The following is a 21897-nucleotide window of genomic DNA, read 5'->3' as shown; positions in this document are numbered from 1 at the left end:
TCTTTTTTTTTAAGAATCAAATAAATGATGGAATAATCGATCGCGATTTTCAAAGAAAAGTTTCGTCGTTTGGTAATGCTCTGTTTCTTCTAATGTGGATTCGTGAATCCCTTCTTGTGTTAAAGAATATATAGTGGATTCAGGATAAGCCATTAAAATAGGCGAGTGAGTCGCGATAACAAATTGTGAACCTTGTTCCGCTAATTCGTGCATTCGAATGAGCATGGAAAGTTGTCTCATCGGTGATAAAGCTGCCTCAGGCTCATCTAAAATATATAAACCTTGTCCTGAAAAACGGTTCATGAATAATGAAAAGAATGATTCACCGTGTGATTGTTTGTGTAGTGAGATACCACCATAGGAGTTGATAACTGGATTCCCACGTGCTTCTCTATCGGCATCTATTTCATCTATATAAGAAGCAACGTTATAAAATGATTCAGCACGAAGAAAGAAACCGTCGTTTGGTGTATTGAAACTTTTGGAAATTCGAAGGTATTCATGTAAAGATGAATGTGAATCGTTTGTGCTAAAGCGGAAATTCCTCGTTCCACCTTCTGCATTAAATCCTAAAGCGATTGCAATTGCTTCGAGTAATGTTGACTTACCCGTTCCGTTTTCTCCAATAATGAATGTTACATTTGGATGGAAAGCTAGTGACCGTAATGTTCGGATAGCGGGTAAACAGTAAGGATATGCGGAGAAACTAGGGATATTTTCTTTTTTTAATGTGACATTTCTTAAAAAGGGTACGTCAATCAATATAAAAACCTCAATTCATAACGGATTTTGATTGTAACAAAGCAACAAATACAAGGGTAATAATGAAACCGACTAAGTCCGGAATGTATACTACTACTTTAAAATGCTTCCATAGAAAAAAGCCGATGTATGTACTTACATAGAAGATAAACGGAACAGGAAAAAAGACAAGTGTTAAGAATATGCAACGCCTTATTTTCTGAATATTTTATGTGGATTATAACATGTAAACTATCATATTCCAATGTGAAAATAAATATTGCATCAAGATCAATTCTCTCGTTATGATAGATGGTATTCTATTGAAAATATGAAGAGGAGTTACAACATGCCGTTTACATTTGCACATCCAGCAGCAATTCTTCCTTTTGCGAAAAAGCATTCTCAATATATTTCAGTAACGGCTCTTATATTAGGGAGTATGGCGCCTGACTTTGAATATTTTTTACACTTTAGACCGTATGGTGTTATTGGCCATACATGGCTTGGGTTCGTATATTTAAATTTACCGCTCGTATTTTTGTTAACATACATATATCATTACATTTTAAAAAAGCCGTTTATAACGCATTTACCTAAACCATTTGCTGGCTACTATATATATGCAGTAGATGAAAGGTGGGGGCTTCATACATGGAAGGATTTCTTTGTATTTTGCTATTCCGCTTTATTTGGTATGCTTACGCATGTCGTTTGGGATGCGTTTACTCATAACACGGGCTACTTCGTTATGAAAATACCATTTTTACAAAGAGAATTACATAGTATTCCAGTGTATAAATATATGCAGCACGGGAGTACATGTGTTGGTTTATTATTACTAGTATACGTACTATGGAAGTATAAAGATGAAACAGGGAAAGATATTATTATAGCTTCAGAAAAAAGGAAGTATTGGATTTCGGCAATCATTGTGGCAACTATTACATTTATCGTTCACGCGTTCGTAAATCCCTATTTTCATATTTTCCAAATAGGGGGTATAATAGTATCTGGACTGACAAGTTCGTTTTGTGGACTTCTTATTGTTTCTATAGTTTACAAGGCTAGGGACTAATTTTATATTAATGAATGATAGTGTTAGGAGAAATTAAATGATGAAAGCATGGAAAAGTATTTTTGTTTTATGTAGTTTTCTTCTTATGTTAAGTGGTTGCTTCCATCAAGAAGAAAAGAAAGTTGAACCGAAGAAGAAAGAATCTATTCCTGAGACGAAAGAATATGGTGGGCGTGAGCTGAAAAAAGTAGGACAAAAAGTGAAAGAAACAGGATGGGGTACTTTTAAGTTAGAGCAGATTCATTCTGTAAATCAAACATTTGAAGTAGCACCAATGAAAATTCATGTACAAGAGGTGAAAGTAATCTCTTTATCACAGATGAGTGAAAAGGCAAAAAATACATTAAAAGTATATACGGCATTAACTCCTGAAGAAGTAAAGCGTAGATTAGGAGATAAAGTAAGTCAAGAAGATGCAGAATTATATGCATCGCTAAGTGGAACAGAGATTAGTGATACGATTCGTTACGTTGAAATTACATATAAGGTGGAAAATAGCGGGAATAAAAATATGCAATTTTTCTCTATGAATGATGTTGTGATTAACGATAAGCAACATTTTAAAGTAGCGACTCAAAACTTTTTATATGATGAGGATACGCTAGTTGGTACGAAAAATGTATCAAGAGAAGACTATAAGCCTGGTGAAACAAGAGATGGTATTGTCGGTTTAATACTTGATGATGGAAAAGAAAAGGTAAAGGATATTAAGTTTACAACAGATGGTGCAGTGGCAGGAGATACAGAAACACAAGATGTTGTAAAAGAGCCAGAAACTTTTAACATCTCACTTTCTGAGTAAAATGTTTTTAAAAACATGTAAGAAAAAACAGTCAGCACTTAAAATGTTATGCTGACTGTTTTTTCTGTTCTTTTATGTATGAATCTACATTTTGAAAAGGTACCTTAATTTTAAACGCATCTTTTTGTTCATTAAATTGCTTTTCATTATAGGGGCCGAAACGTTTATTATGCTTTACGTCAATAATCCAATAATGCTCACTTTTTTTATTTGCAATTGCAGCGTCAGGGTTATTCGGATCTGACTTTTCCTCGGTTTGTTTTGCAATAATGTATTTATCATCCCAAGCAATGTCTGTAATTTTTGCAGGAATGTATTGTGTGGCATATACAGCATCTTGCGATGGGAAAAGTTCAAATGCATTTCCAGAAGTACGTATGAGTTCGTATTCATCGTTAATCGTATAAGTTATATGATTTGTATTTCCAGCACAACCGGCTAATAGGAATGCGACGAATAGGATTATCCATTTTTTCAATATGGGAACCTCCTTTACAATGCTGTTGTAACACATTGTACAAGAAAAGTAAGAGAAACGCTAGTTTACAATGTTTTTTAGAAGTGGTACGATGAGACGGGTAAAGAAGGATATGAAGGAGTCGACATAAAAATGAAGTTAAAGATGCATCGTCCAGCGCTTGTAATGAATCGCATAGGTGCTTCCCTAATTGACATGTTTTTAATCTCGGTTATGTATGGTGCAGTAGTAGCTATTATGACCGGAAATTATAGTGCTATTTTTAATCGCTTTAATATTAGTTTTGGTGATTATAGATATGATCTTGCAGTAGTTTTTATATTAATGGCGATATATTTTATTTTGCTACCCTTTATTTGGAACGGTGTTACACTTGGTAAAAAGGTAACGAGAATAAAATTAATTTCATTGAAGAGTGAAAAGTTAACATTACAAACATTAACAATACGATTTTTTGTATTGTTATTACCAAACATATTACTACTTGGAATTCCGATATTATGTAACGTATATATGATGTTATTCCGCAAAGATAATTGTGGTTTTCAGGATTTAATTACAAAAACGAAAGTAATAAGTCTTGTATAACAAAAAAGAGACCTTTTTATATATAAAATAAGAAGGTCTTTCTTTATTATACAAATATATTTTAATTGATATATAATAAGGAAAAAGTTAATCCATATCATTTTTGAATTTAATAGATTGAAAATTAAGAAAATGTTATAATAATTGAAATAATATCTTTATATAATAAGGGGGAAATCGAAATGACTGGAGGTAGCGTAATCTTTTGGGGGATTTTAATTTTCATCGGTTTAGTTTTCGATCAGCGTAATAGTAAGAAAAAAGAAGGAGCAAAAGAGTAATCGCTTACAAATGGATGCGCAACTTTTCTTGCTTGCAGACTAATCTCATAAAGGAGTATACTGAATGACGGTAAGACTTATAGAAGGGGTAATGAGAATGAAGCTTGCAGGAAAAGTTGCCATCGTAACTGGCGGCGGCATCGGTATTGGACGTAATACAGCTCTTTTGTTGGCTAAACAAGGCGCAAAAGTAATTGTGACGGACATTGATCAAGAAAGTGGACAAGCAACAGTGGAGGAAATTACGAATCTAGGCGGAGAAGCACTTTTTGTATCCTATGATATGGGAAAGCAAGGAGATTGGCAACGCGTTATCAGTATTACTTTGAATGCATTCAGCCGTATTGATATGCTTTTTCAAAATGCTGGTCTATATAAAATAGATTCTATTTTTTCACGCCAACAAGAGAACGATTCCAATGTACTTTGTATTAATGACGTATGGATAGAGATAAAACAATTAACGTCATCTTTTATGAAACAGCAAGAAGAAGTGGTGCTAAGTGATTTACCGATATTCGGCATTATTAGCACGAAAGGACAATCATTTCATACAGTTGAAGCCCTAGTATAATAATGAAAACCGCCCTCAGTATAAATGTGGACGGTTTTTTTGTGTGTTATTGTAGAAGGAAATTATTTTTTAACGAATACGTTGTTCAGTTTGACTATCAAAGAAATGCGCTTTATTCATATCGAATGCTAGTTTAATTTGGTCACCAGGTGAAAATGTATGTCTTGCATCAACACGTGCTGCAAAGTCTTGGTCTCCAAGTTTCATATATAAAATAGATTCAGCACCTAATAATTCAGCAACTTCGATTTTTGTTGTGAAAACAGTAGATTGTGAAGCTTCTAAAAATAATAGTTCATCATGAATGTCCTCAGGACGAATACCTAAAACGATGTCCTTATTTACATAGCCTTGTTCACGTAATAGTTTCATTTTTCCTTCAGTTACTTTGATTTTTATTACATTGTCTATAACGAAATCGGTTTCAGTTAATTTACCACGGAAGAAATTCATCGCTGGAGAGCCGATAAATCCACCAACGAAAATGTTTTCAGGTGTTTCATATACTTCTTTTGGAGTACCGATTTGCTGAATCTTTCCGTCTTTCATAACAACAAGTCGAGAAGCCATTGTCATTGCTTCAGTTTGATCATGCGTTACATAAATTGTTGTCGTTCCAAGGCGGTGGTGTAACTTAGAAATTTCTGATCGCATTGCAACACGGAGTTTTGCATCTAAGTTTGATAATGGCTCATCCATTAAGAACACTTTCGCGTCTCGAACAATTGCTCTACCTAACGCAACACGTTGACGTTGTCCACCCGATAACGCCTTCGGTTTTCTATCTAAATATTGTTCCAGTCCTAAAATTTTTGCTGCATCTTTCACACGACGATCGATTTCATCTTTTGGTATTTTTCTAAGTTTTAATCCAAACGCCATATTATCATACACACTCATATGTGGATATAGAGCATAGTTTTGGAAGACCATTGCGATATCGCGATCTTTTGGAGGGACATCATTCATTAGCTTACCATCAATTGAAAACTCTCCTTTTGAAATATCTTCAAGTCCAGCTACCATTCGTAATGTTGTAGATTTTCCGCATCCAGAAGGACCGACAAATACGATAAACTCTTTATCTTGAATGTGTAAATTGAAGTCTGTTACAGCTGTTACGTTATTATCATATATTTTATAAATGTTTTCTAATTTCAGTTCTGCCATGGTATTTCCTCCTAGAAATAATTATGCAAACGTTTTCTTTGAGTTCATTATAAACTAATAGATTCAAAAAATAAACAAAAAAATAAAACGTTTTCATACATTAGAAGAATATTAGTAAATTTCTTATGTTTTCTTAGAAAAATAAGAATAAAAGTTGTAAGCGCTATTTTAAATTAAGATAGAATCTGTTATCATTCATTAATGAAAACGTTTGCGCCTTAAAAAAGAGAAAATCGAATTATTAATGAAATGGGGTAGCATAATGGAAAAACAGTGGTGGAAAGAAAGTGTAGTATATCAAATTTATCCTCGTAGCTTTATGGATAGCAACGGTGATGGTATTGGTGATCTTCGCGGTATTATTTCAAAGTTAGATTACTTAAAAGAATTAGGGATTGATGTAATTTGGTTATCGCCAGTCTATGAATCTCCAAATGACGATAATGGTTATGATATAAGTGATTATTGTAAAATTATGAATGAGTTCGGAACAATGGACGATTGGGATAAGCTATTACATGAAATGCATGAACGTAATATGAAACTTATGATGGACTTAGTTGTTAATCATACTTCTGATGAACATAATTGGTTTATTGAATCACGTAAATCAAAAGATAATAAATATAGAGATTACTATATATGGCGCCCTGGAAAAGAAGGAAAAGAGCCGAATAACTGGGGAGCAGCCTTTAGTGGATCAGCATGGCAGTATGATGAGATGACAGATGAATATTATTTACATCTGTTTTCTAAAAAACAGCCAGATTTAAATTGGGATAATGAAAAGGTAAGACAAGATGTTTATGAAATGATGAAGTTTTGGTTAGAAAAAGGAATTGATGGCTTCCGCATGGATGTTATTAATTTTATTTCTAAAGAAGAGGGGTTACCTGCTGTTGAAACAGAAGAAGAGGGGTATGTTTCAGGTCATAAGCATTTTATGAACGGTCCAAACATTCATAAATACTTACATGAAATGAATGAAGAAGTATTGTCTCATTATGATATTATGACGGTGGGTGAAATGCCTGGTGTAACGACAGAAGAAGCGAAATTGTATACCGGGGAAGAACGAAAAGAACTGCAGATGGTATTCCAATTTGAACATATGGATTTAGATTCAGGAGAAGGCGGAAAATGGGATGTAAAACCATGTTCACTCCTTACTTTAAAAGAGAATTTAACGAAGTGGCAAAAAGCATTAGAGCATGCAGGATGGAATAGTCTGTATTGGAATAACCATGATCAGCCTCGCGTTGTATCTCGTTTTGGTAATGATGGAATCTATCGTACTGAATCAGCAAAAATGTTAGCGACAGTTCTCCATATGATGAAGGGAACGCCATATATTTATCAAGGAGAAGAAATTGGAATGACGAACGTTCGATTCGAATCAATTGATGAATATCGAGATATTGAAACATTAAATATGTATAAAGAAAAAGTGATAGACCATGGTGAAGATATAGAAAAAGTAATGGAATCTATTTATATAAAGGGTCGTGATAATGCTAGAACTCCGATGCAGTGGGATGATCAGAAACACGCTGGATTTACAACAAGTGAACCTTGGATTACTGTAAATCCTAACTATAAAGAGATTAATGTGAAACAAGCACTCCAAGACGAAGATTCAATTTTTTATTACTATAAGAAATTAATTGAGCTACGCAAAAATAATGAAATAGTTGTGTATGGATCATATGATTTAATATTAGAGAATAGTCCTTCTATTTTTGCATACGTAAGAACATATGGAGAAGAAAAACTTCTTGTTATTGCAAACTTTACTGCGGATGAATGTGTATTTGAATTACCTAAGGACATTGTTTATAGTGAATTAGAGTTATTAATACACAATTACGATGTAGAGAATGGACCGGTAGAAAGCATACCATTACGCCCGTATGAAGCAATGGTATTCAAATTGAAATAAGAAAAATCCTTATACCACTTCGGTATAAGGATTTTTTGGTTACCATTTTAATATGGAGAATCCATATGGAGGAAGTGTAACTTGTAATACACTTGCTTCCGCTGAAAATTCTTCGTCTGTATAAATGTTAATGATTTTCTTTCCAGTAACATGGAGAGGTAGTGAAGTTGTAATATCACTACCAGTCGGATTTAAAACGAAAAAGATAGTTTCATCTTCATATGTTTTCGTATAAGAAATATAATTATGTTCATCATTTGCTTCGATAAATTGGAAAGTACCATGTCCGCCAAATGCTTTATATTGCTTTCGTAATGAAATTAATGTTTGTACATGTGTAAATAATAGATGGTCTTGTTCTTTCGTGTCCCAAATCATACATTTGCGGCAATCTGGGTCCATACCGCCGTCCATACCAATTTCGTCTCCATAATAAATACAAGGAGAGCCGATGAAAGAAAGGTGGAATATATAAAGTAACTTTAACTTGTTTTTATCTCCATTACATGTTGTCAATATTCTCGGTGTATCATGACTGTCTAATAAATGAAATGCTGCTTCATTTACATTCATAGAGTAGGAATGTAGAGATTCTGTAATTTGTTTCATAAATTCATTTGCTTTAATGGAATCGTTAGCAAAGTAAGACAGTAGAGCATTTGTAACAGGATAGCTCATTACAGCATCAAATTGATCCCCTTGTAGCCATGGAAGTGCATCGTGCCAAATTTCGCCTAAAATATATACTTCAGGATTTAATGCCTTAATCTCACTCCGGAATTCTCTCCAAAAGCTATGGTCGACTTCATTTGCCACATCAAGGCGCCAACCGTCTATATTGAATTCTCTTACCCAATAACGCCCAACTTCAAGTAAGTATTCTTTTACATCCGGGTGTGCTGTATTTAATTTAGGCATATACGGTGTAAACGCGAAAGTATCATAATTCGGAAGTGGCTCAGTTCTAATTGGGAACTCATGAATATGGAACCACTCTTTATATGCTGACTGCTCACCATTTTCTAGTACGTCTTGAAATTTATCGAAAAAGTATCCACTATGATTAAATACGGCATCGAGCATTACTTTTATACCGTGTTTATGACATGCCTGAACGAGTTCTTTGAAAGTTTCTTTTGTGCCAAATTGTGGGTCGATTTCCATGTAGTCGATTGTGTCATACTTATGGTTTGAATGTGCTTTGAAAATAGGTGTGAAATATATTCCAGAAATTCCAAGCTTAACAAGGTAATCAAGGTTTTGGATAATACCAGCAAAATCTCCTCCGAAAAAATTAGTTGGAGTTGGTTCAGTGCTGCCCCAAGGGAGGGTATTTTCTGGATTTAGTATACGATCTCCATTTGCAAATCGTTCTGGGAAAATTTGATACCAAACAGTATCTTTAATCCAGGAAGGCGCTTTGAATACATCATTTGCATGAATAAATGGAAAACAGAAAAAGTTACCAACGTCATCATTTGGAATGGTAGAAAAAAATCCTCGCTCTGCATAAATAAGAGTGTCTGCATCGTTTTTTAATTCGAATCCATAACGTAAGCGCTTAAATTTTGGCTCAATGGAAATGGACCAATAATCAAACAATGTAGTAGAACCAGTTTTTTTCATCGGTGTACTTGATGTAATCCATTTCCCGTCTTTCCATTCATAAGGATCACCGTAAATAAGAGTGGCGCTTTGAACATCGTCTTTTTTAGTACGTATTCGGATGTGAATCGTTTTTTCATCGTAAGCGTATGCATAATTATCTTTTGGCCTATGATAAATGGCTTCTTTAAGCATATAGAAAATCCCCCTTTACTATCTCCATGCATATTGTTCCCTTAAGTATAATAATAAAGTATATGTTGCAAACGATTGCTTTTTGCATAACTTTAATATTGCTTATAAGAGTAGTATTCATTTCATATAAAGTCAATGTATAAAGAGTATAGTAAATAATATTTTTAAATTAATATTTGCAAAATGAATAAAAGAATGTATAATGATAGACAAATAGCGCAAACGTTTTCATAGATTGAGATATTGTTTGCGCTTCTATTAAACTATTCAATGCAAACGTTTTCAATTATTAAGGTACATATACAATTTAGGGAGGTTTTTGGGATGAAGAAAGCATTATCATTATTAACGGTTTCGGCATTATCAATTGGTATGTTATCTGCATGTGGGCCGAAAGATTCGGGGAAAAAAGAGGAAAGTAAAGCGAAGAAAGACTATGATCTTCTTGTTTGGGAAGATGATAAAAAAGGCGTTGGTTTAGAACCAGCAGTAAAAAGCTTTGAGGAAAAATATAAAGTAAAAGTAAAAGTTGTTGAAATGCAAATGACGGATCAAGTGAAGAAGTTACGTCTTGATGGACCAGCGGGGACGGGACCAGATGTTGTAACATTACCACATGATCAAATCGGAAACGCAGTAACAGAAGGTTTACTTTCTGAAGTGAAAGCTGATGATGCTGTAAAGAGTAAATTTACTGATTTATCAATACAAGCACAGACATATAACGGAAAATTATATGGTTTACCAAAAGCAATTGAGACACCAATCTTTATTTACAATAAAAAATTAATGCCAAAAGCACCAGAAACGATGGACGAGCTGTTTAACTTCTCAAAAGAATTTACGAAGGATGGCAAGTACGGATTTTTAACATTAGGAGATAACTTCTACTTTGCTAATGCATTCATGGCAGGTATGGGTGGTTATGTGTTTGGTGAAAAAGATGGAAAGCCAAATGCAAGTGATGTTGGATTAAATAATAGCGGAGCAGTGCAAGGTGCTGAATACCTTCAAAAATGGTACAAAGAAAAGTTATTCCCGAAAGGTATTATCGGTGAATCTGGTGGACCTGCTGCTGATGGACTATTCAATGAAGGGAAAGCAGCATCTATTATGAATGGACCATGGGCATTCCAAGCGATGGAAAAGAACGGAATTGATTATGGGGTTGCTCCAATGCCGAAATTACCAAATGGTCAACCAATGAAAACGTTTGTTGGGGTTAAAGGATGGCATGTAACAAGTTTCTCTAAAGAAAATGATTTAGCTACAAAATTCACTGAATGGGTAACGAATGAAGAAAACGCAAAAATTCGATTTGAGAAAACAAAAGAAATTCCTCCAGTAAAAGCAGTAATGGAAGATCCAATTATTAAAGATAATGAAGCTGCAAAAGCAGTTGCGACACAATCTGAAAATGGGATTCCAATGCCGAACATTCCAGAAATGCAAGAAGTATGGAAACCAGCTGGAGATGCGCTTCAATTAGTTGTTACGGATAAAGAGGCACCAAAAGCAGCGCTTGATAATGCAGTGAAGCAAATTAAAGGTAATATTGAGGCAAATCATAGTAAGAAAAAATAAGGTGAAATTCGTGCCTCTAATATGAGGGGCACGAATTCTCTCCCAGAAAAAAGGGGGAAGGAACATGCAAACATCTATGGAACCAGCAAACGGCTTAAATGGTTCAAAGCATAGGAAAATGGCAACCATGTTATCTATCATTCCAGGCGTGGGCCAAATGTATAATAAACAATTTGTAAAAGGTCTTATTTTTCTAGTATTAACAGGTTCATTTATTGTAGCCTTTGCTGATTTATTAAATATGGGATTATGGGGAATTGTAACGCTTGGTACAGAAGTTCCACGTGACCATTCTGTCTTTCTATTAGTAGAAGGAATCTTAGCACTCATCGTCATCGTGTTTGGCCTCGGAATATATGGGTTTAATTTATATGATGCATACCAAAACGGGAAGAAACGTGATATAGGAACACCGTTAAACTCTGTAAAAGAGCAATACCGTAATTTACTAGATCAAGGTTTTCCATATTTAATGGTTTCACCAGGTTTTCTATTACTTATCTTTGTAGTTGTATTCCCAATCATTTTCGTAATTTTAATTGGATTTACGAACTATGATTTATATCATTCTCCTCCAGCTAAACTAGTAGATTGGGTAGGGTTTAAAAACTTTATTGATATCTTTACATTACCGATGTGGAGAGAGACGTTTTTAAGTGTATTTTCTTGGACTGTCATTTGGACATTCGTTGCAACGACATTACAAGTTGCGCTTGGTATTTTCTTAGCGATTATCGTAAATCAGCCTGGTATTAAAGGGAAGGCAATTATTCGAACAATCTTCATTTTACCGTGGGCGGTCCCAGCATTCGTATCTATTCTTGTTTTCTCTGGTATGTTTAATGAGACATTTGGAGCAATTAACAATCAAGTATTGGCTTTATTCGGAATTGAAAAGATTGCTTGGATGACAGATCCATTTTGGGCGAAGGTAGCTTTAATTATGATTCAAACGTGGCTTGGATTCCCGTTCGTCTTTGCAATGACGACAGGTATATTGCAATCGATTCCAGGAGAATTATATGAAGCTGCTACAGTAGACGGAGCTACAGCTTGGCAACAGTTTCGAAAAATTACATTGCCACTTGTTCTATATGCAACAGCACCAATATTAATTACGCAATATACGTTTAACTTTAATAACTTTAGTATCATCTATCTATTTAACGGCGGAGGTCCTGCTGTAGCTGGACAAGACGCAGGTGGAACGGATATTTTAATTTCATGGATTTATAAGTTAACGATGACTTCAGCGCAGTATGGGAAAGCAGCAGCTCTTACAATGATATTATCGTTAATCGTTATTACAGTTGCGTTATGGCAATTTAAGAGAACAAAATCATTCCAAGAAGAGGATATGATGTAAATGAATATTAAAAGACAAAAGATGTTACGTCTCTCATTAAGTTATTTCGTTATTTTCGTAATGTGTGCCATCATTTTCTATCCATTATTATGGATTATTGGCTCATCGTTTAATCCGGGTGATAGTTTATCTGGATCAAGTATTATCCCACAAAATGCAACGTTAGATCATTATCGTAAGTTATTAGATTTAGAGAATAGTAATTATTTACTATGGTATAAAAACACATTAAAAGTAAGTGTTTTAACGATGATTTTCTCAGTGTTAGCAATTAGCTTTACTGCTTATGCATTTTCAAGATACCGTTTTGTAGGAAGAAAAAATGGTTTATTAACATTTTTAATTCTGCAAATGATTCCAAACTTTGCAGCGTTAATCGCTCTATATGTATTAGCGCAGTTAACAGGATTAATTGATACGCACCTTGCATTAATTTTAATTTATGTAGGCGGGGCAATCCCAATGAATACATGGCTTATGAAGGGATATTTTGATACAATTCCGAAAGAATTGGATGAGTCAGCTCGTATGGATGGGGCAGGACATTTCCGTATTTTTTGGCAAATCATTATGCCACTTGCAAAGCCAATCGTAGCAGTTGTAGCGCTATTCACTTTCATCGGTCCATTTACAGATTTCATTTTAGCGAGTATTATTTTGCGCACACCAGAAAATTATACTTTAGCAGTTGGATTATATGAAATGGTAGCGAAGAAATTTGGTAATGAATTTACAACGTTTGCAGCGGGTTCAGTATTGATTGCAATCCCAATTTCAATTTTATTCCTATCACTACAAAAATACTTTATCTCTGGTTTAACTGCTGGAGGTACGAAAGGATGAAAAATGGGACATTACGTCCCATTTTTCTTTTCATCTCCCTATAAAATATTTTATAGGGAGATGAAAAGAGATTTGACATCATATGTGAAAAGAAGTGAAATAAATAGTATATTATAGTATAGGAAAAAAGAGCTATATCCCTTACAATACATGGAGAGGGAGAATATGATAGGTTTTGCAAGATAGAATCAATGAAAGTTTATGACTTCTCCTATAACTTGCAACGGGTGCAAGATAAAAATATATGAAAAATGGCAGAGAATTGAGAGGAGGGGGATTTTTATGACAGTTACAATTAAAGATGTGGCGAAGAAGGCGAATGTAGCACCATCTACCGTTTCTCGTGTAATTGCTGATAATCCAAGTATAAGTGAAAAAACAAAGCGTCGTGTTCGGAAAGTAATGAGTGAACTAGGGTATCATCCCAATTTAAACGCAAGAAACCTAGCTAACCAAACAACAAAAACACTTGGTCTTGTGATGCCAAGTTCTGCAAGTAAAGCTTTTCAAAATCCGTTTTTCCCAGAAGTTATAAGAGGGATTAGTTCATTTGCACATGTGGAAGGGTATGCACTTTATATGTCGACAGGTGAAACGGAAGATGAAATTTTTAATGGTGTTGTAAAGATGGTGCAGGGGCGCCAAATTGGTGGCATTATTCTTTTATATTCAAGAGAGAATGATCGGATTATTCAATATTTGCATAAACAAAATTTCCCGTTTGTATTAATTGGGAAACCATATGATCGAAAAGAAGAAATTACATATGTAGATAATGACAATTATACAGCTGCAAGAGAAGTAGCAGAATATTTGATTTCATTAGGTCATAAACAAATCGCGTTCATCGGCGGTGGATCTGATTTACTTGTAACGAGAGATCGTTTGGCTGGAATGAGTGATGCTTTGAAATTAGCTGATATTATATTGCCGAAAGAGTATATTTTACATTTTGATTTTTCAAGAGAAAGTGGTCAACAAGCCGTGGAGGAATTAATGGGGCTGAAGCAACCGCCGACAGCAATTATCGCAACGGATGACTTGATTGGACTTGGTGTGTTAAGTGCACTTTCTAAAAAAGGCTTCGTTGTACCGAAGGATGTCTCTATTGTAAGCTTCAACAATGCTTTATTATCAGAAATTGCGAGTCCGCCACTTTCGACAGTTGATGTGAATATATATCAACTAGGATATGAAGCAGCAAAAGCTTTAGTTGATAAAGTAGAGAATGCAGAATCTACTGCAAAGTGTATTATTATTCCGCATAAATTACTGAAGCGTCAAACTTGTGATCATTATGCATAAAAAAGCTAAGAGTTTAACTCTTAGCTTTTTGTTGTAGGAAGGCTTCTAAACGGTCACAGCCTTCTTTTAAAGTTTCGATACTATACGCATAGGATAAGCGAAGATAACCCTCACCATATTCAGAAAATGCTGTTCCAGGAACGACGGCGAGTCCAGCTTCTTTGACAAGGTCAAGTGCAAAATCAAATGATGAAGATGTTAAATGTCCAACATATGGGAATAAGTAAAATGCACCTGTTGGCTTTTCAACTGTTAAGCCCATTTGGATGAGTCTATTATATACGTAATCACGGCGTTTTTTGTATTGGTGGCACATCATTTTTGGTGCATCTTTAGCAGCTGTTAATGCTTCAATTGCAGCATATTGAGCAATTGAAGTAGCGCACGTTACGTTGTATTGATGAACTTTTAATATATGTCCAGCTAAATAGCTTGGTGCGAATAATAGACCGATACGCCAGCCAGTCATAGAGTGAGATTTTGATAAACCGTTAATGACGATAGTCTTTTCACGCATTTCTGGGAAATGAGCAATAGATGTATGCGTTTGTTCATATACAAGTTCGCTATAAATTTCATCAGAAAGGACGAAAATGTTTTTATCTTTTAAAACATCTACAATATCTTGCAGTTCTTCTTTCGATAAAGTTACACCAGTTGGATTAGAAGGATACGGCAGTACGACGCATCTTGTTTTTTCAGTAATAGCATTTTCTAGTGCTTCGGCTGTTAAACGGAAGCCAGTTTCACGAACATCGATAAAAATAGGTGTAGCGCCGCATAAGCGAATAATCGGTTCGTATCCTGGATAAATAGGGGCAGGTAAAATGACTTCTGTTCCTGGCTCTAAAATCGTTCGAAATGCAACATCAATTGCTTCACTGGCACCGATTGTAACGATGGTTTCGTTTTCAGGTGAATAATGTAAATCGTAGTTATCTTTTACAAAGTTACAAGCTGCCTTGCGCAATTCTAGTAAACCAGCGTTATGTGTATAGCTTGTATAATTTTCTGTAATAGCCCGTTTTGCCGCTTCTTTTACAAGAGAAGGTGTAGGAAAATCAGGTTGACCAATTGTTAAAGAGATAAGATTATCATAGTTTTGAATCATGTTAGAGAATTGACGGATTCCAGAAATTTGGATGTCCTTCACTCTAGGGTTAATGAATTGTTCCATTGTATCTCCCTTTCTTCCGTTTGAAAATTAAGTCCATTTTATCATATTTTCTATAATTTCGCTTGCGTATATGTTATGTAGAAAGAGAGGGATAATAGAAAAAAAGCCGCTGTAAGCGACTTTTTAATATCCGTACTCCCAATCTATTTCATCTTCATTCCAAAGTACAGAGGATACTTTGCCAAGGTGAACAACGGATTCATTAACAGCACATGTGCAATTTTCTTCTCCTGTTTTATGCTGTAACTCTTCATATACTGATTTTTCAACATTTTCTAGAACGACCAAATTTTCTTCTTTTAAAACAAGCGTAGTACCCGCCATATTTATCTTCCTCCTACTAAAATAATGATCACTTATTTGTAAACATAGATAGTATGGATTATATGCTGTATTTTGCTATAGTTGTCCGTCTCATGAAGTATTTTTTATTTTCTTTGTAATCCGTATTCATTGTATACTGCCGGGCAGAAATTTGGTACAGGGTTTACATTCATTTCGAAAATCTGTAACAATTATTATGTGTTGTTAACAAAGAATTAACAAATATGTTAAGAAAAATCAAAATTTTAAAACAAATAAACCCGTAAAATGATATAATCATATCAAAATACATATAGGGGATGAAAGGCTATGGAGCTGATCCGTGATCTAATGATCCAAATTGCCATCATTATTTTGCCGCTATTTTTATATGAAGCGATTCGTTTAAATCGTTATCAAGAAATGCCTCCGAAGCCTAACCGCTACTTTATTATGTTTTTATCCAGTATTACACTCGTTCTCTCCATGACATACTCTATTTGTTTTGGTGACGTTTGTGGGTATAACTTTCACCCAATCCCGATTGTTAGTGGTTTTCTATATGGTGGGATTGTTGGTTTAGTCCCGGCCGTTATTTTTGTTGCATATGAATGGGCGCTAAAGGGAATGAGCCTTCTTCCAATCATAGAAGTAATATTTCTATTGATAGTTCCATTATTTTTATCAAAGAAATGGTCTCTATTTTCAAGGGAGAAGAAACTAATTTTTGCATTTATGATTTCATCATTGTACGTACTTGTTTCTTTAGTAATTGGAATGATTACCGTTCTGTTAGAAACGGGGTTTACACCGTATATTTCGCACCTATATAGCGGATATATATTTGCTTCGCTTATTATGGTTATGACAATGGTATTTCAGGTGTACTTAACAGAATATTTAAATGAAAATGCAATACTACGTACAGAGATGCAAAAGTCAGAAAAGCTTAATATTGTAAGTGAGTTAGCAGCAAGTGTTGCACATGAGGTTCGAAACCCGCTCACTGTTGTTCGTGGTTTTATTCAATTGCTAGAAAGTACGGAAGATGTGAAGAATAAGGATTATATGCGTCTCGTATTAGCCGAATTGGACCGGGCAGAACAAATTATTTCAGATTATTTGAATTTAGCAAGGCCACAAATTGAGAAAAAGGAACACATTTGTTTATCAGCACAATTAATAGAAATGACTACACTTATGTCATCATTTGCAGCGATGCAAGGTGTATATTTGCAAGTTGAGATTTCTGAAAGCCTTTATACGATTGGTGATAAGGCGAAATTAAAGCAAGCAATTATGAATGTTGTTAAAAATGGTATTGAAGCAATTCAAGGAAATAAAGGATATTTAAAAGTAACGGCTATTCAAAAAGATGAAACGATTGTAATAAGGGTTAAAGATAGTGGTGTTGGAATGACGAAAGAACAGTTAGCAAGGCTGGGACAACCGTATTATTCTTTAAAAGAAAAAGGAACAGGATTAGGGCTTATGGTAACTTTTAGTATTTTACAAGCGCATAATGGTACGCTGGAATATAAAAGCGAAAGTGGGAAAGGCACTGAAGCGATTATTATATTGCCAGCTGTAAGAAATAAGGAATAAAAGTTACCGTTGAAAGGTAACTTTTTATTTTATATTGTTTATTCATTTGTTTTTTCTTGTTTTGTTCGGCTAAATAAGCTTCTAAATGATTGCAAGAATCCTTGCTCTTTTGAGGCAGCAACCATTCTTTTTGTTTCTTGAATTTCACGAATAACTTGCATAAGTTGTGCATCACGATTACTATCTTTGTTATAAATTTGATTTACGAGTTTATTCATTTTTTCTTCTTGCTTAGATTCTCGTTTATACATATGATTCATTAATAAGTCCATCTTTTCTTTCTGCAGGGCATCTGTTTGAGCAGCATGATCCACTAATTCTTGTAGCATTTTTTCTTGAGAGCCTTCTTTTACATAAACTTGTTGCATTAATTCATCTAGCTTTTCATCTTTTAAACGATTTTGGGTAATAAGGGTAGAATTTTGATGAATAATTGCTTCATTTAATTGAGCGAGCATTTCAAGTTTTAACATGAACTCCTCAAAGTTACGCCCATCTTCTTTTTCTTTCGGTTGTATTTCTTGCTTATCTTGTATAACTGGTACAGGTGGGGCCTCTTTTTCTTTTAAAATAATTGGTATCGTTTCTGAAATATCTTCTTGCAATGTAGCAGCTCTTTCATGTATAGATTTCAATAGTTTTAAATCATCCAGTTTATAAATACGGGCATCAGCTGTTTTGGAAATCATATAACCATGTTCCTCTAACAGTTGACTATATTTGCGAACTATATGTTTTGGGATGCCTGTTTTATTCGTGACATCTTTCGTTTTATAGATAGCTTCCATGATATTTCCTCCCCAAAAAGTATCGTATATATCATTTCAATCTTTTATGAGGACTTCCTTTGAAAAAGAATGTCGGAAGGTTATTAGTTTTCTACAGCATTAGTGAAAAGGTGAAGAAAAATGAGAGTTTTTGGCGGAATAGCGGAGAAGAGCTAAAATAATGTCTGAAAACATATACGGGAGAAGTTTGTTATAATAACTGAGGAAAAGAAACTGGTAGAATCATGGAGGTATACATGAAGCAATTAAAAGGTATTATCATTTCAATTATTGCAATTCTTTCTATTGTAGTAGCGGTTTATGAAGTACTTATTCCAGAGGAAACAAGTACAAAAAAAACAAATGCGTATGATCAAGTTCTAGAATTTCCGAAAGAGAGATATCCAGAAACCGGGAAACATATTACGGATGCGATAAAAGAAGGACATTCAGAAGTTTGTACAATCGACCGTGGTGGTGCTGCGGATAGAAGAAAATTATCGTTAGCTCCATACCCATCAAAAAAAGGGTATGATCGTGATGAATGGCCAATGGCGATGTGTAAAGAAGGCGGAAAAGGAGCACATATCGAATATATAAGTCCAGCAGATAACCGCGGAGCAGGGTCTTGGGTAGGGAATAAGCTAGATAAATACCCAGATGGTACGCGTGTGAAATTTGACGTAAAGTAGTAGTTGTATATTTCATAATGAAGGAGAAGGGGAATGATGGAGTTAACAATTTCGTATTCGCAATTAATGTTGATGAACTATGACGGTGAGCAGCCTTATGTTGACTGGACGGATGAAGATTTTGAAAGAGGTTATGCGAAGGCGGATGGAACTGTTATTTTTGAAGCACTTTCTGATTATACTTGTGAAATAAAAGTAACTTGCGGGAAACATATTGAGAAAGAAGAAGTGGTTAGAACGGTTACAGTTCCTTTTACAGTTGAAAATGAATGTATCGTTGTAACAAGTATTCTTTCAAATAAATTTCAAATCCCTATTCCAAATGGTGAGTATACAGTTGTCTTACAAGCAACTCCTCTTGAAGAACCAATGGATGATGAATTATATAAAATACAATACGAATTCTTTTTTGAAAGTAAAGAATAAAAAATGGGTTATCCTTTTTGAGGATAACCCATTTTTGTTATGCGTTTGTTTTTAGTAGGGAACGAGCATCTTTTGCTGCTTGCACCATATGTTCTAGAGCTGGAATAACTTCTTCTGTTCTTCTCGTTTTTAAACCACAATCAGGATTAATCCAGAAATATTTAGGATCGCATACTTTTAAAGATTGTTCTACGATTTTATACATTTCATCTTTGCTTGGTACACGTGGGCTATGAATATCATATACACCTAGACCGATGCCTTTTTCATATGTTGTATGTTTTAATGTATCAATAAATTCGCCGTGGCTTCTTGATGTTTCAATAGAAATCACATCTGCATCTAATGCGCGAATCGCGTCAACAATATCTTCAAAGTTACTGTAACACATATGAGTATGAATTTGTGTTTCATTTGCTACAGAAGAAGTTGCTAAAAGGAAGGATTGTACTGCCCATGTAATATAAGCGTCCCAATCTTTTTCTTTTAGTGGCATTCCTTCACGAAGTGCTGGCTCATCGACCTGGATTACTCGAATTCCGGAAGATTCAAGTAGTTCAATTTCATGACGAAGAGCTAATGCGATTTGATACGAAACTTCTTTTCTTGGAATGTCATTTCGAACGAAGGACCAATTTAAAATCGTAACAGGTCCAGTTAACATTCCTTTTACAACTTTCTCTGTTAAGCTTTGTGCATAAACAGTTTCCTTAATAGTCATTCCGTTAATAAAGGCTACATCACCATAAATAACAGGTGGTTTTACGCAGCGGGAACCGTATGATTGTACCCAACCGTTTTTAGTGAATGAGAAACCAGCAAGGCGCTCGCCGAAATATTCAACCATGTCAGTTCTTTCAAACTCGCCATGAACAAGAACATCAAGACCAATTTCTTCTTGGTAACGAATCCATTTTTCTGTCTCTTTTTCAATAAATTGTTCATATTGTTCATTTGAAATAACACCGTTACGCCATTCTTTTCGCGTTTGACGAACTTCAGTTGTTTGCGGGAAGCTACCGATAGTTGTCGTTGGTAACAACGGTAACTCTAGGGCAACTTGTTGTAATTCATATCGTTTTTCAAATGGAAGAGGACGTGAAAAATCTTCTTCTTTTAGTGCTGTTCGTGCTGCTTTAACATCTTCTCGGTTACGTGCAGCAGATGAACGAATTGTATGATGTACGTTTCGATATGTTTCCAGCTCATTACTAATGCTTTCTATACCTTGAGTCAGAGCAGAATGAATGAGAACTAGCTCTTCTAATTTTTGATTTGCAAATGCTAACGCATCAAATAGCTCGGTCGATAAGTGAATTTCTTCTGTTTTATCGATTGGTGTATGCAATAAGCTACAAGAAGGCTGAACGATGAAATCTTTCGTTTGGACTTGTTTTTGTAACGTTGTAAATAACGTAAGAACTTCATCAAGGTCAGCTCTCCAAATGTTACGGCCATCTATACAACCGACAGCTAAAGTTTTATCAGCTGGGAATCCATATTTTGAAATAGCATGTAGATTTCCTTCTTTACCATGAATGAAATCTAATCCAATACCTGATACTGGGAATGTAATAATTTCTTCATAGTTTTCTTCTACACTATCAAAATATGTTTGTAAAAGAAGAGTCGCATTTGGAACTTCTTTACGAATAGCTTCATAAATTTCTTTTGCTTGTTGAATTTCTTCTTTCGTTAAAGAAGCGAAAATTGGTTCATCAACTTGAATGACTTGTGCACCAGCTGCATGTAGTTCTGAAAGCAGTTGTACGTAAGGTGCAACTAACTGTTTTAAAATAGTAGCAAATTGTTCTTGTGTATAACCTTTAGCTAATTTCAAGAAAGTATATGGTCCTAAAATAACAGGCTTTCCATCTACTCCTAATTCTTGTTTTGCCTCTTCGTATAAGCGAAGTGGACGGTTATCTTTTAAAGAGATTTGTAATCCCTCTTCATATTCAGGAACGATATAATGATAGTTTGTATTAAACCATTTTGTCATTTCGGAAGCTACGTGATCTTTAGAGCCACGCGCCATTGCAAAATATACATCAAGGTAAGATGTAAACTCAGAAAAACGTGATGGGATAAATCCTAGCATATAAGCAGTATCCAAAACGTGATCATAATATGTAAAATCGCCAATTGGAATGAGTTCAATCCCTTTTTCCTGCTGTACTTTTACGTGTTGAAGGCGAATTTCTTTCATCGTTGTTAAAAATTGTTCTTTATCAATTTTATTGGACCAAAAAGCTTCCAATGTTTTTTTCCACTCTCGTTGTAGTCCGATACGTGGATAACCTAAGTTACTTGTTTGAATTGCCATTTCAAATTCCTCCCTAATTGAAAGTAAGCATTTCCGTTTACTAGGAAATACC

At 34.7% G+C, this 21897-nt stretch carries 21 protein-coding genes; 13 read left to right on the top strand and 8 right to left on the bottom strand.

Translation table 11 applies throughout. The features are described 5' to 3' along the window. Positions 1 to 9 precede the first annotated feature (9 nt). A complete protein-coding gene (locus ACYVEC_RS13950; RefSeq protein WP_063223113.1) occupies positions 10 to 762 on the bottom strand; it encodes an AAA family ATPase in 753 nt (250 codons plus the stop codon). A gap of 328 nt (positions 763 to 1090) precedes the next feature. Between ACYVEC_RS13950 and ACYVEC_RS13945 the strand changes: the two genes are divergently transcribed. Together ACYVEC_RS13945 and ACYVEC_RS13940 are read left to right on the top strand one after the other, a co-directional pair. Next, on the top strand, positions 1091 to 1819 hold the full coding sequence (locus tag ACYVEC_RS13945) for a DUF4184 family protein (RefSeq protein WP_063223114.1): 729 nt from the start codon (positions 1091 to 1093) through the stop codon (positions 1817 to 1819). A gap of 37 nt (positions 1820 to 1856) precedes the next feature. Then, entirely contained in the window at positions 1857 to 2621 is a 765-nt protein-coding gene (locus ACYVEC_RS13940; RefSeq protein WP_275719481.1) for a hypothetical protein, read from the top strand. A 46-nt stretch (positions 2622 to 2667) separates the two neighbouring features. Here ACYVEC_RS13940 and ACYVEC_RS13935 read toward each other — a convergent pair whose 3' ends face one another. Beyond that, a complete protein-coding gene (locus ACYVEC_RS13935) occupies positions 2668 to 3099 on the bottom strand; it encodes a DUF3997 domain-containing protein (RefSeq protein ID WP_063223116.1) in 432 nt (143 codons plus the stop codon). A gap of 132 nt (positions 3100 to 3231) precedes the next feature. Here ACYVEC_RS13935 and ACYVEC_RS13930 point away from each other — a divergent pair, with 132 nt between their 5' ends. The 3 genes from ACYVEC_RS13930 to ACYVEC_RS13920 all read left to right on the top strand — a co-directional run bounded on the left by ACYVEC_RS13930 (position 3232) and on the right by ACYVEC_RS13920 (position 4542). Then, the gene (locus ACYVEC_RS13930; RefSeq protein ID WP_063223117.1) at positions 3232 to 3687 is read left to right on the top strand and encodes an RDD family protein; all 456 of its coding nucleotides are present in this window, start codon (positions 3232 to 3234) and stop codon (positions 3685 to 3687) included. 182 nt (positions 3688 to 3869) lie between these two features. Further along, entirely contained in the window at positions 3870 to 3968 is a 99-nt protein-coding gene (locus tag ACYVEC_RS13925) for a hypothetical protein (RefSeq protein ID WP_063223118.1), read from the top strand. 64 nt (positions 3969 to 4032) lie between these two features. Next, positions 4033 to 4542 (top strand): SDR family NAD(P)-dependent oxidoreductase, encoded by a 510-nt coding sequence (locus ACYVEC_RS13920; RefSeq protein WP_063223119.1) that lies wholly within the window; start codon positions 4033 to 4035, stop codon positions 4540 to 4542. 69 nt (positions 4543 to 4611) lie between these two features. Here the strand turns inward: ACYVEC_RS13920 and ACYVEC_RS13915 are convergent, their stop codons facing one another. Then, positions 4612 to 5712 (bottom strand): ABC transporter ATP-binding protein, encoded by a 1101-nt coding sequence (locus tag ACYVEC_RS13915; protein ID WP_063223120.1) that lies wholly within the window; start codon positions 5710 to 5712, stop codon positions 4612 to 4614. A gap of 262 nt (positions 5713 to 5974) precedes the next feature. Here ACYVEC_RS13915 and malL point away from each other — a divergent pair, with 262 nt between their 5' ends. After that, positions 5975 to 7651, top strand: a complete 1677-nt coding sequence (gene malL, locus ACYVEC_RS13910; protein WP_199677476.1) for an oligo-1,6-glucosidase — start codon at positions 5975 to 5977, stop codon at positions 7649 to 7651. Positions 7652 to 7690: 39 nt separating this feature from the next. On the opposite strand, the gene ACYVEC_RS13905 is transcribed toward malL, so the two are convergent. Continuing rightward, entirely contained in the window at positions 7691 to 9451 is a 1761-nt protein-coding gene (locus tag ACYVEC_RS13905) for an alpha-glycosidase (protein WP_199677475.1), read from the bottom strand. 324 nt (positions 9452 to 9775) lie between these two features. Between ACYVEC_RS13905 and ACYVEC_RS13900 the strand changes: the two genes are divergently transcribed. From ACYVEC_RS13900 to malR, 4 genes are all read left to right on the top strand, one after another. Beyond that, the gene (locus ACYVEC_RS13900) at positions 9776 to 11035 is read left to right on the top strand and encodes an extracellular solute-binding protein (RefSeq protein WP_063223123.1); all 1260 of its coding nucleotides are present in this window, start codon (positions 9776 to 9778) and stop codon (positions 11033 to 11035) included. Positions 11036 to 11099: 64 nt separating this feature from the next. Further along, positions 11100 to 12401, top strand: coding sequence for a maltosaccharide ABC transporter permease MalC (malC, locus tag ACYVEC_RS13895; RefSeq protein ID WP_063223124.1), 1302 nt, complete (start codon positions 11100 to 11102; stop codon positions 12399 to 12401). Next, positions 12402 to 13244 (top strand): maltosaccharide ABC transporter permease MalD, encoded by an 843-nt coding sequence (malD, locus tag ACYVEC_RS13890; RefSeq protein WP_001022595.1) that lies wholly within the window; start codon positions 12402 to 12404, stop codon positions 13242 to 13244. A gap of 282 nt (positions 13245 to 13526) precedes the next feature. Continuing rightward, complete coding sequence (malR, locus tag ACYVEC_RS13885) at positions 13527 to 14549, top strand: maltose operon transcriptional repressor MalR (RefSeq protein ID WP_063223125.1); 1023 nt, start codon at positions 13527 to 13529, stop codon at positions 14547 to 14549. Positions 14550 to 14562: 13 nt separating this feature from the next. Here malR and ACYVEC_RS13880 read toward each other — a convergent pair whose 3' ends face one another. Both ACYVEC_RS13880 and ACYVEC_RS13875 read right to left on the bottom strand, forming a co-directional pair. Then, the gene (locus ACYVEC_RS13880; RefSeq protein WP_063223126.1) at positions 14563 to 15726 is read right to left on the bottom strand and encodes an aminotransferase A; all 1164 of its coding nucleotides are present in this window, start codon (positions 15724 to 15726) and stop codon (positions 14563 to 14565) included. A 123-nt stretch (positions 15727 to 15849) separates the two neighbouring features. Continuing rightward, complete coding sequence (locus tag ACYVEC_RS13875) at positions 15850 to 16050, bottom strand: hypothetical protein (RefSeq protein ID WP_000929285.1); 201 nt, start codon at positions 16048 to 16050, stop codon at positions 15850 to 15852. Positions 16051 to 16359: 309 nt separating this feature from the next. Between ACYVEC_RS13875 and kinB the strand changes: the two genes are divergently transcribed. Further along, positions 16360 to 17634: a sporulation sensor histidine kinase KinB gene (kinB, locus tag ACYVEC_RS13870; protein WP_460506940.1), complete on the top strand. Its 1275-nt coding sequence runs from the start codon at positions 16360 to 16362 to the stop codon at positions 17632 to 17634. A 38-nt stretch (positions 17635 to 17672) separates the two neighbouring features. Here kinB and ACYVEC_RS13865 read toward each other — a convergent pair whose 3' ends face one another. After that, a complete protein-coding gene (locus ACYVEC_RS13865; protein WP_098555055.1) occupies positions 17673 to 18422 on the bottom strand; it encodes a DUF3967 domain-containing protein in 750 nt (249 codons plus the stop codon). Between the two features lie 236 nt (positions 18423 to 18658). On the opposite strand from ACYVEC_RS13865, the gene nucA reads away from it, so the two are divergent. Together nucA and comJ are read left to right on the top strand one after the other, a co-directional pair. After that, positions 18659 to 19093: a DNA-entry nuclease gene (gene nucA, locus ACYVEC_RS13860; protein ID WP_063223129.1), complete on the top strand. Its 435-nt coding sequence runs from the start codon at positions 18659 to 18661 to the stop codon at positions 19091 to 19093. Between the two features lie 36 nt (positions 19094 to 19129). Beyond that, complete coding sequence (gene comJ, locus ACYVEC_RS13855; protein ID WP_098555056.1) at positions 19130 to 19519, top strand: competence protein ComJ; 390 nt, start codon at positions 19130 to 19132, stop codon at positions 19517 to 19519. A gap of 37 nt (positions 19520 to 19556) precedes the next feature. On the opposite strand, the gene metE is transcribed toward comJ, so the two are convergent. Further along, complete coding sequence (gene metE / locus ACYVEC_RS13850; protein WP_063223130.1) at positions 19557 to 21845, bottom strand: 5-methyltetrahydropteroyltriglutamate--homocysteine S-methyltransferase; 2289 nt, start codon at positions 21843 to 21845, stop codon at positions 19557 to 19559. Positions 21846 to 21897 lie beyond the last annotated feature (52 nt).

This window comes from Bacillus sp. MN7755 (genome assembly GCF_054771475.1).
Note: the sequence above shows the minus strand (reverse complement) of the source record. Positions and strands in the feature narration are given on the sequence as shown.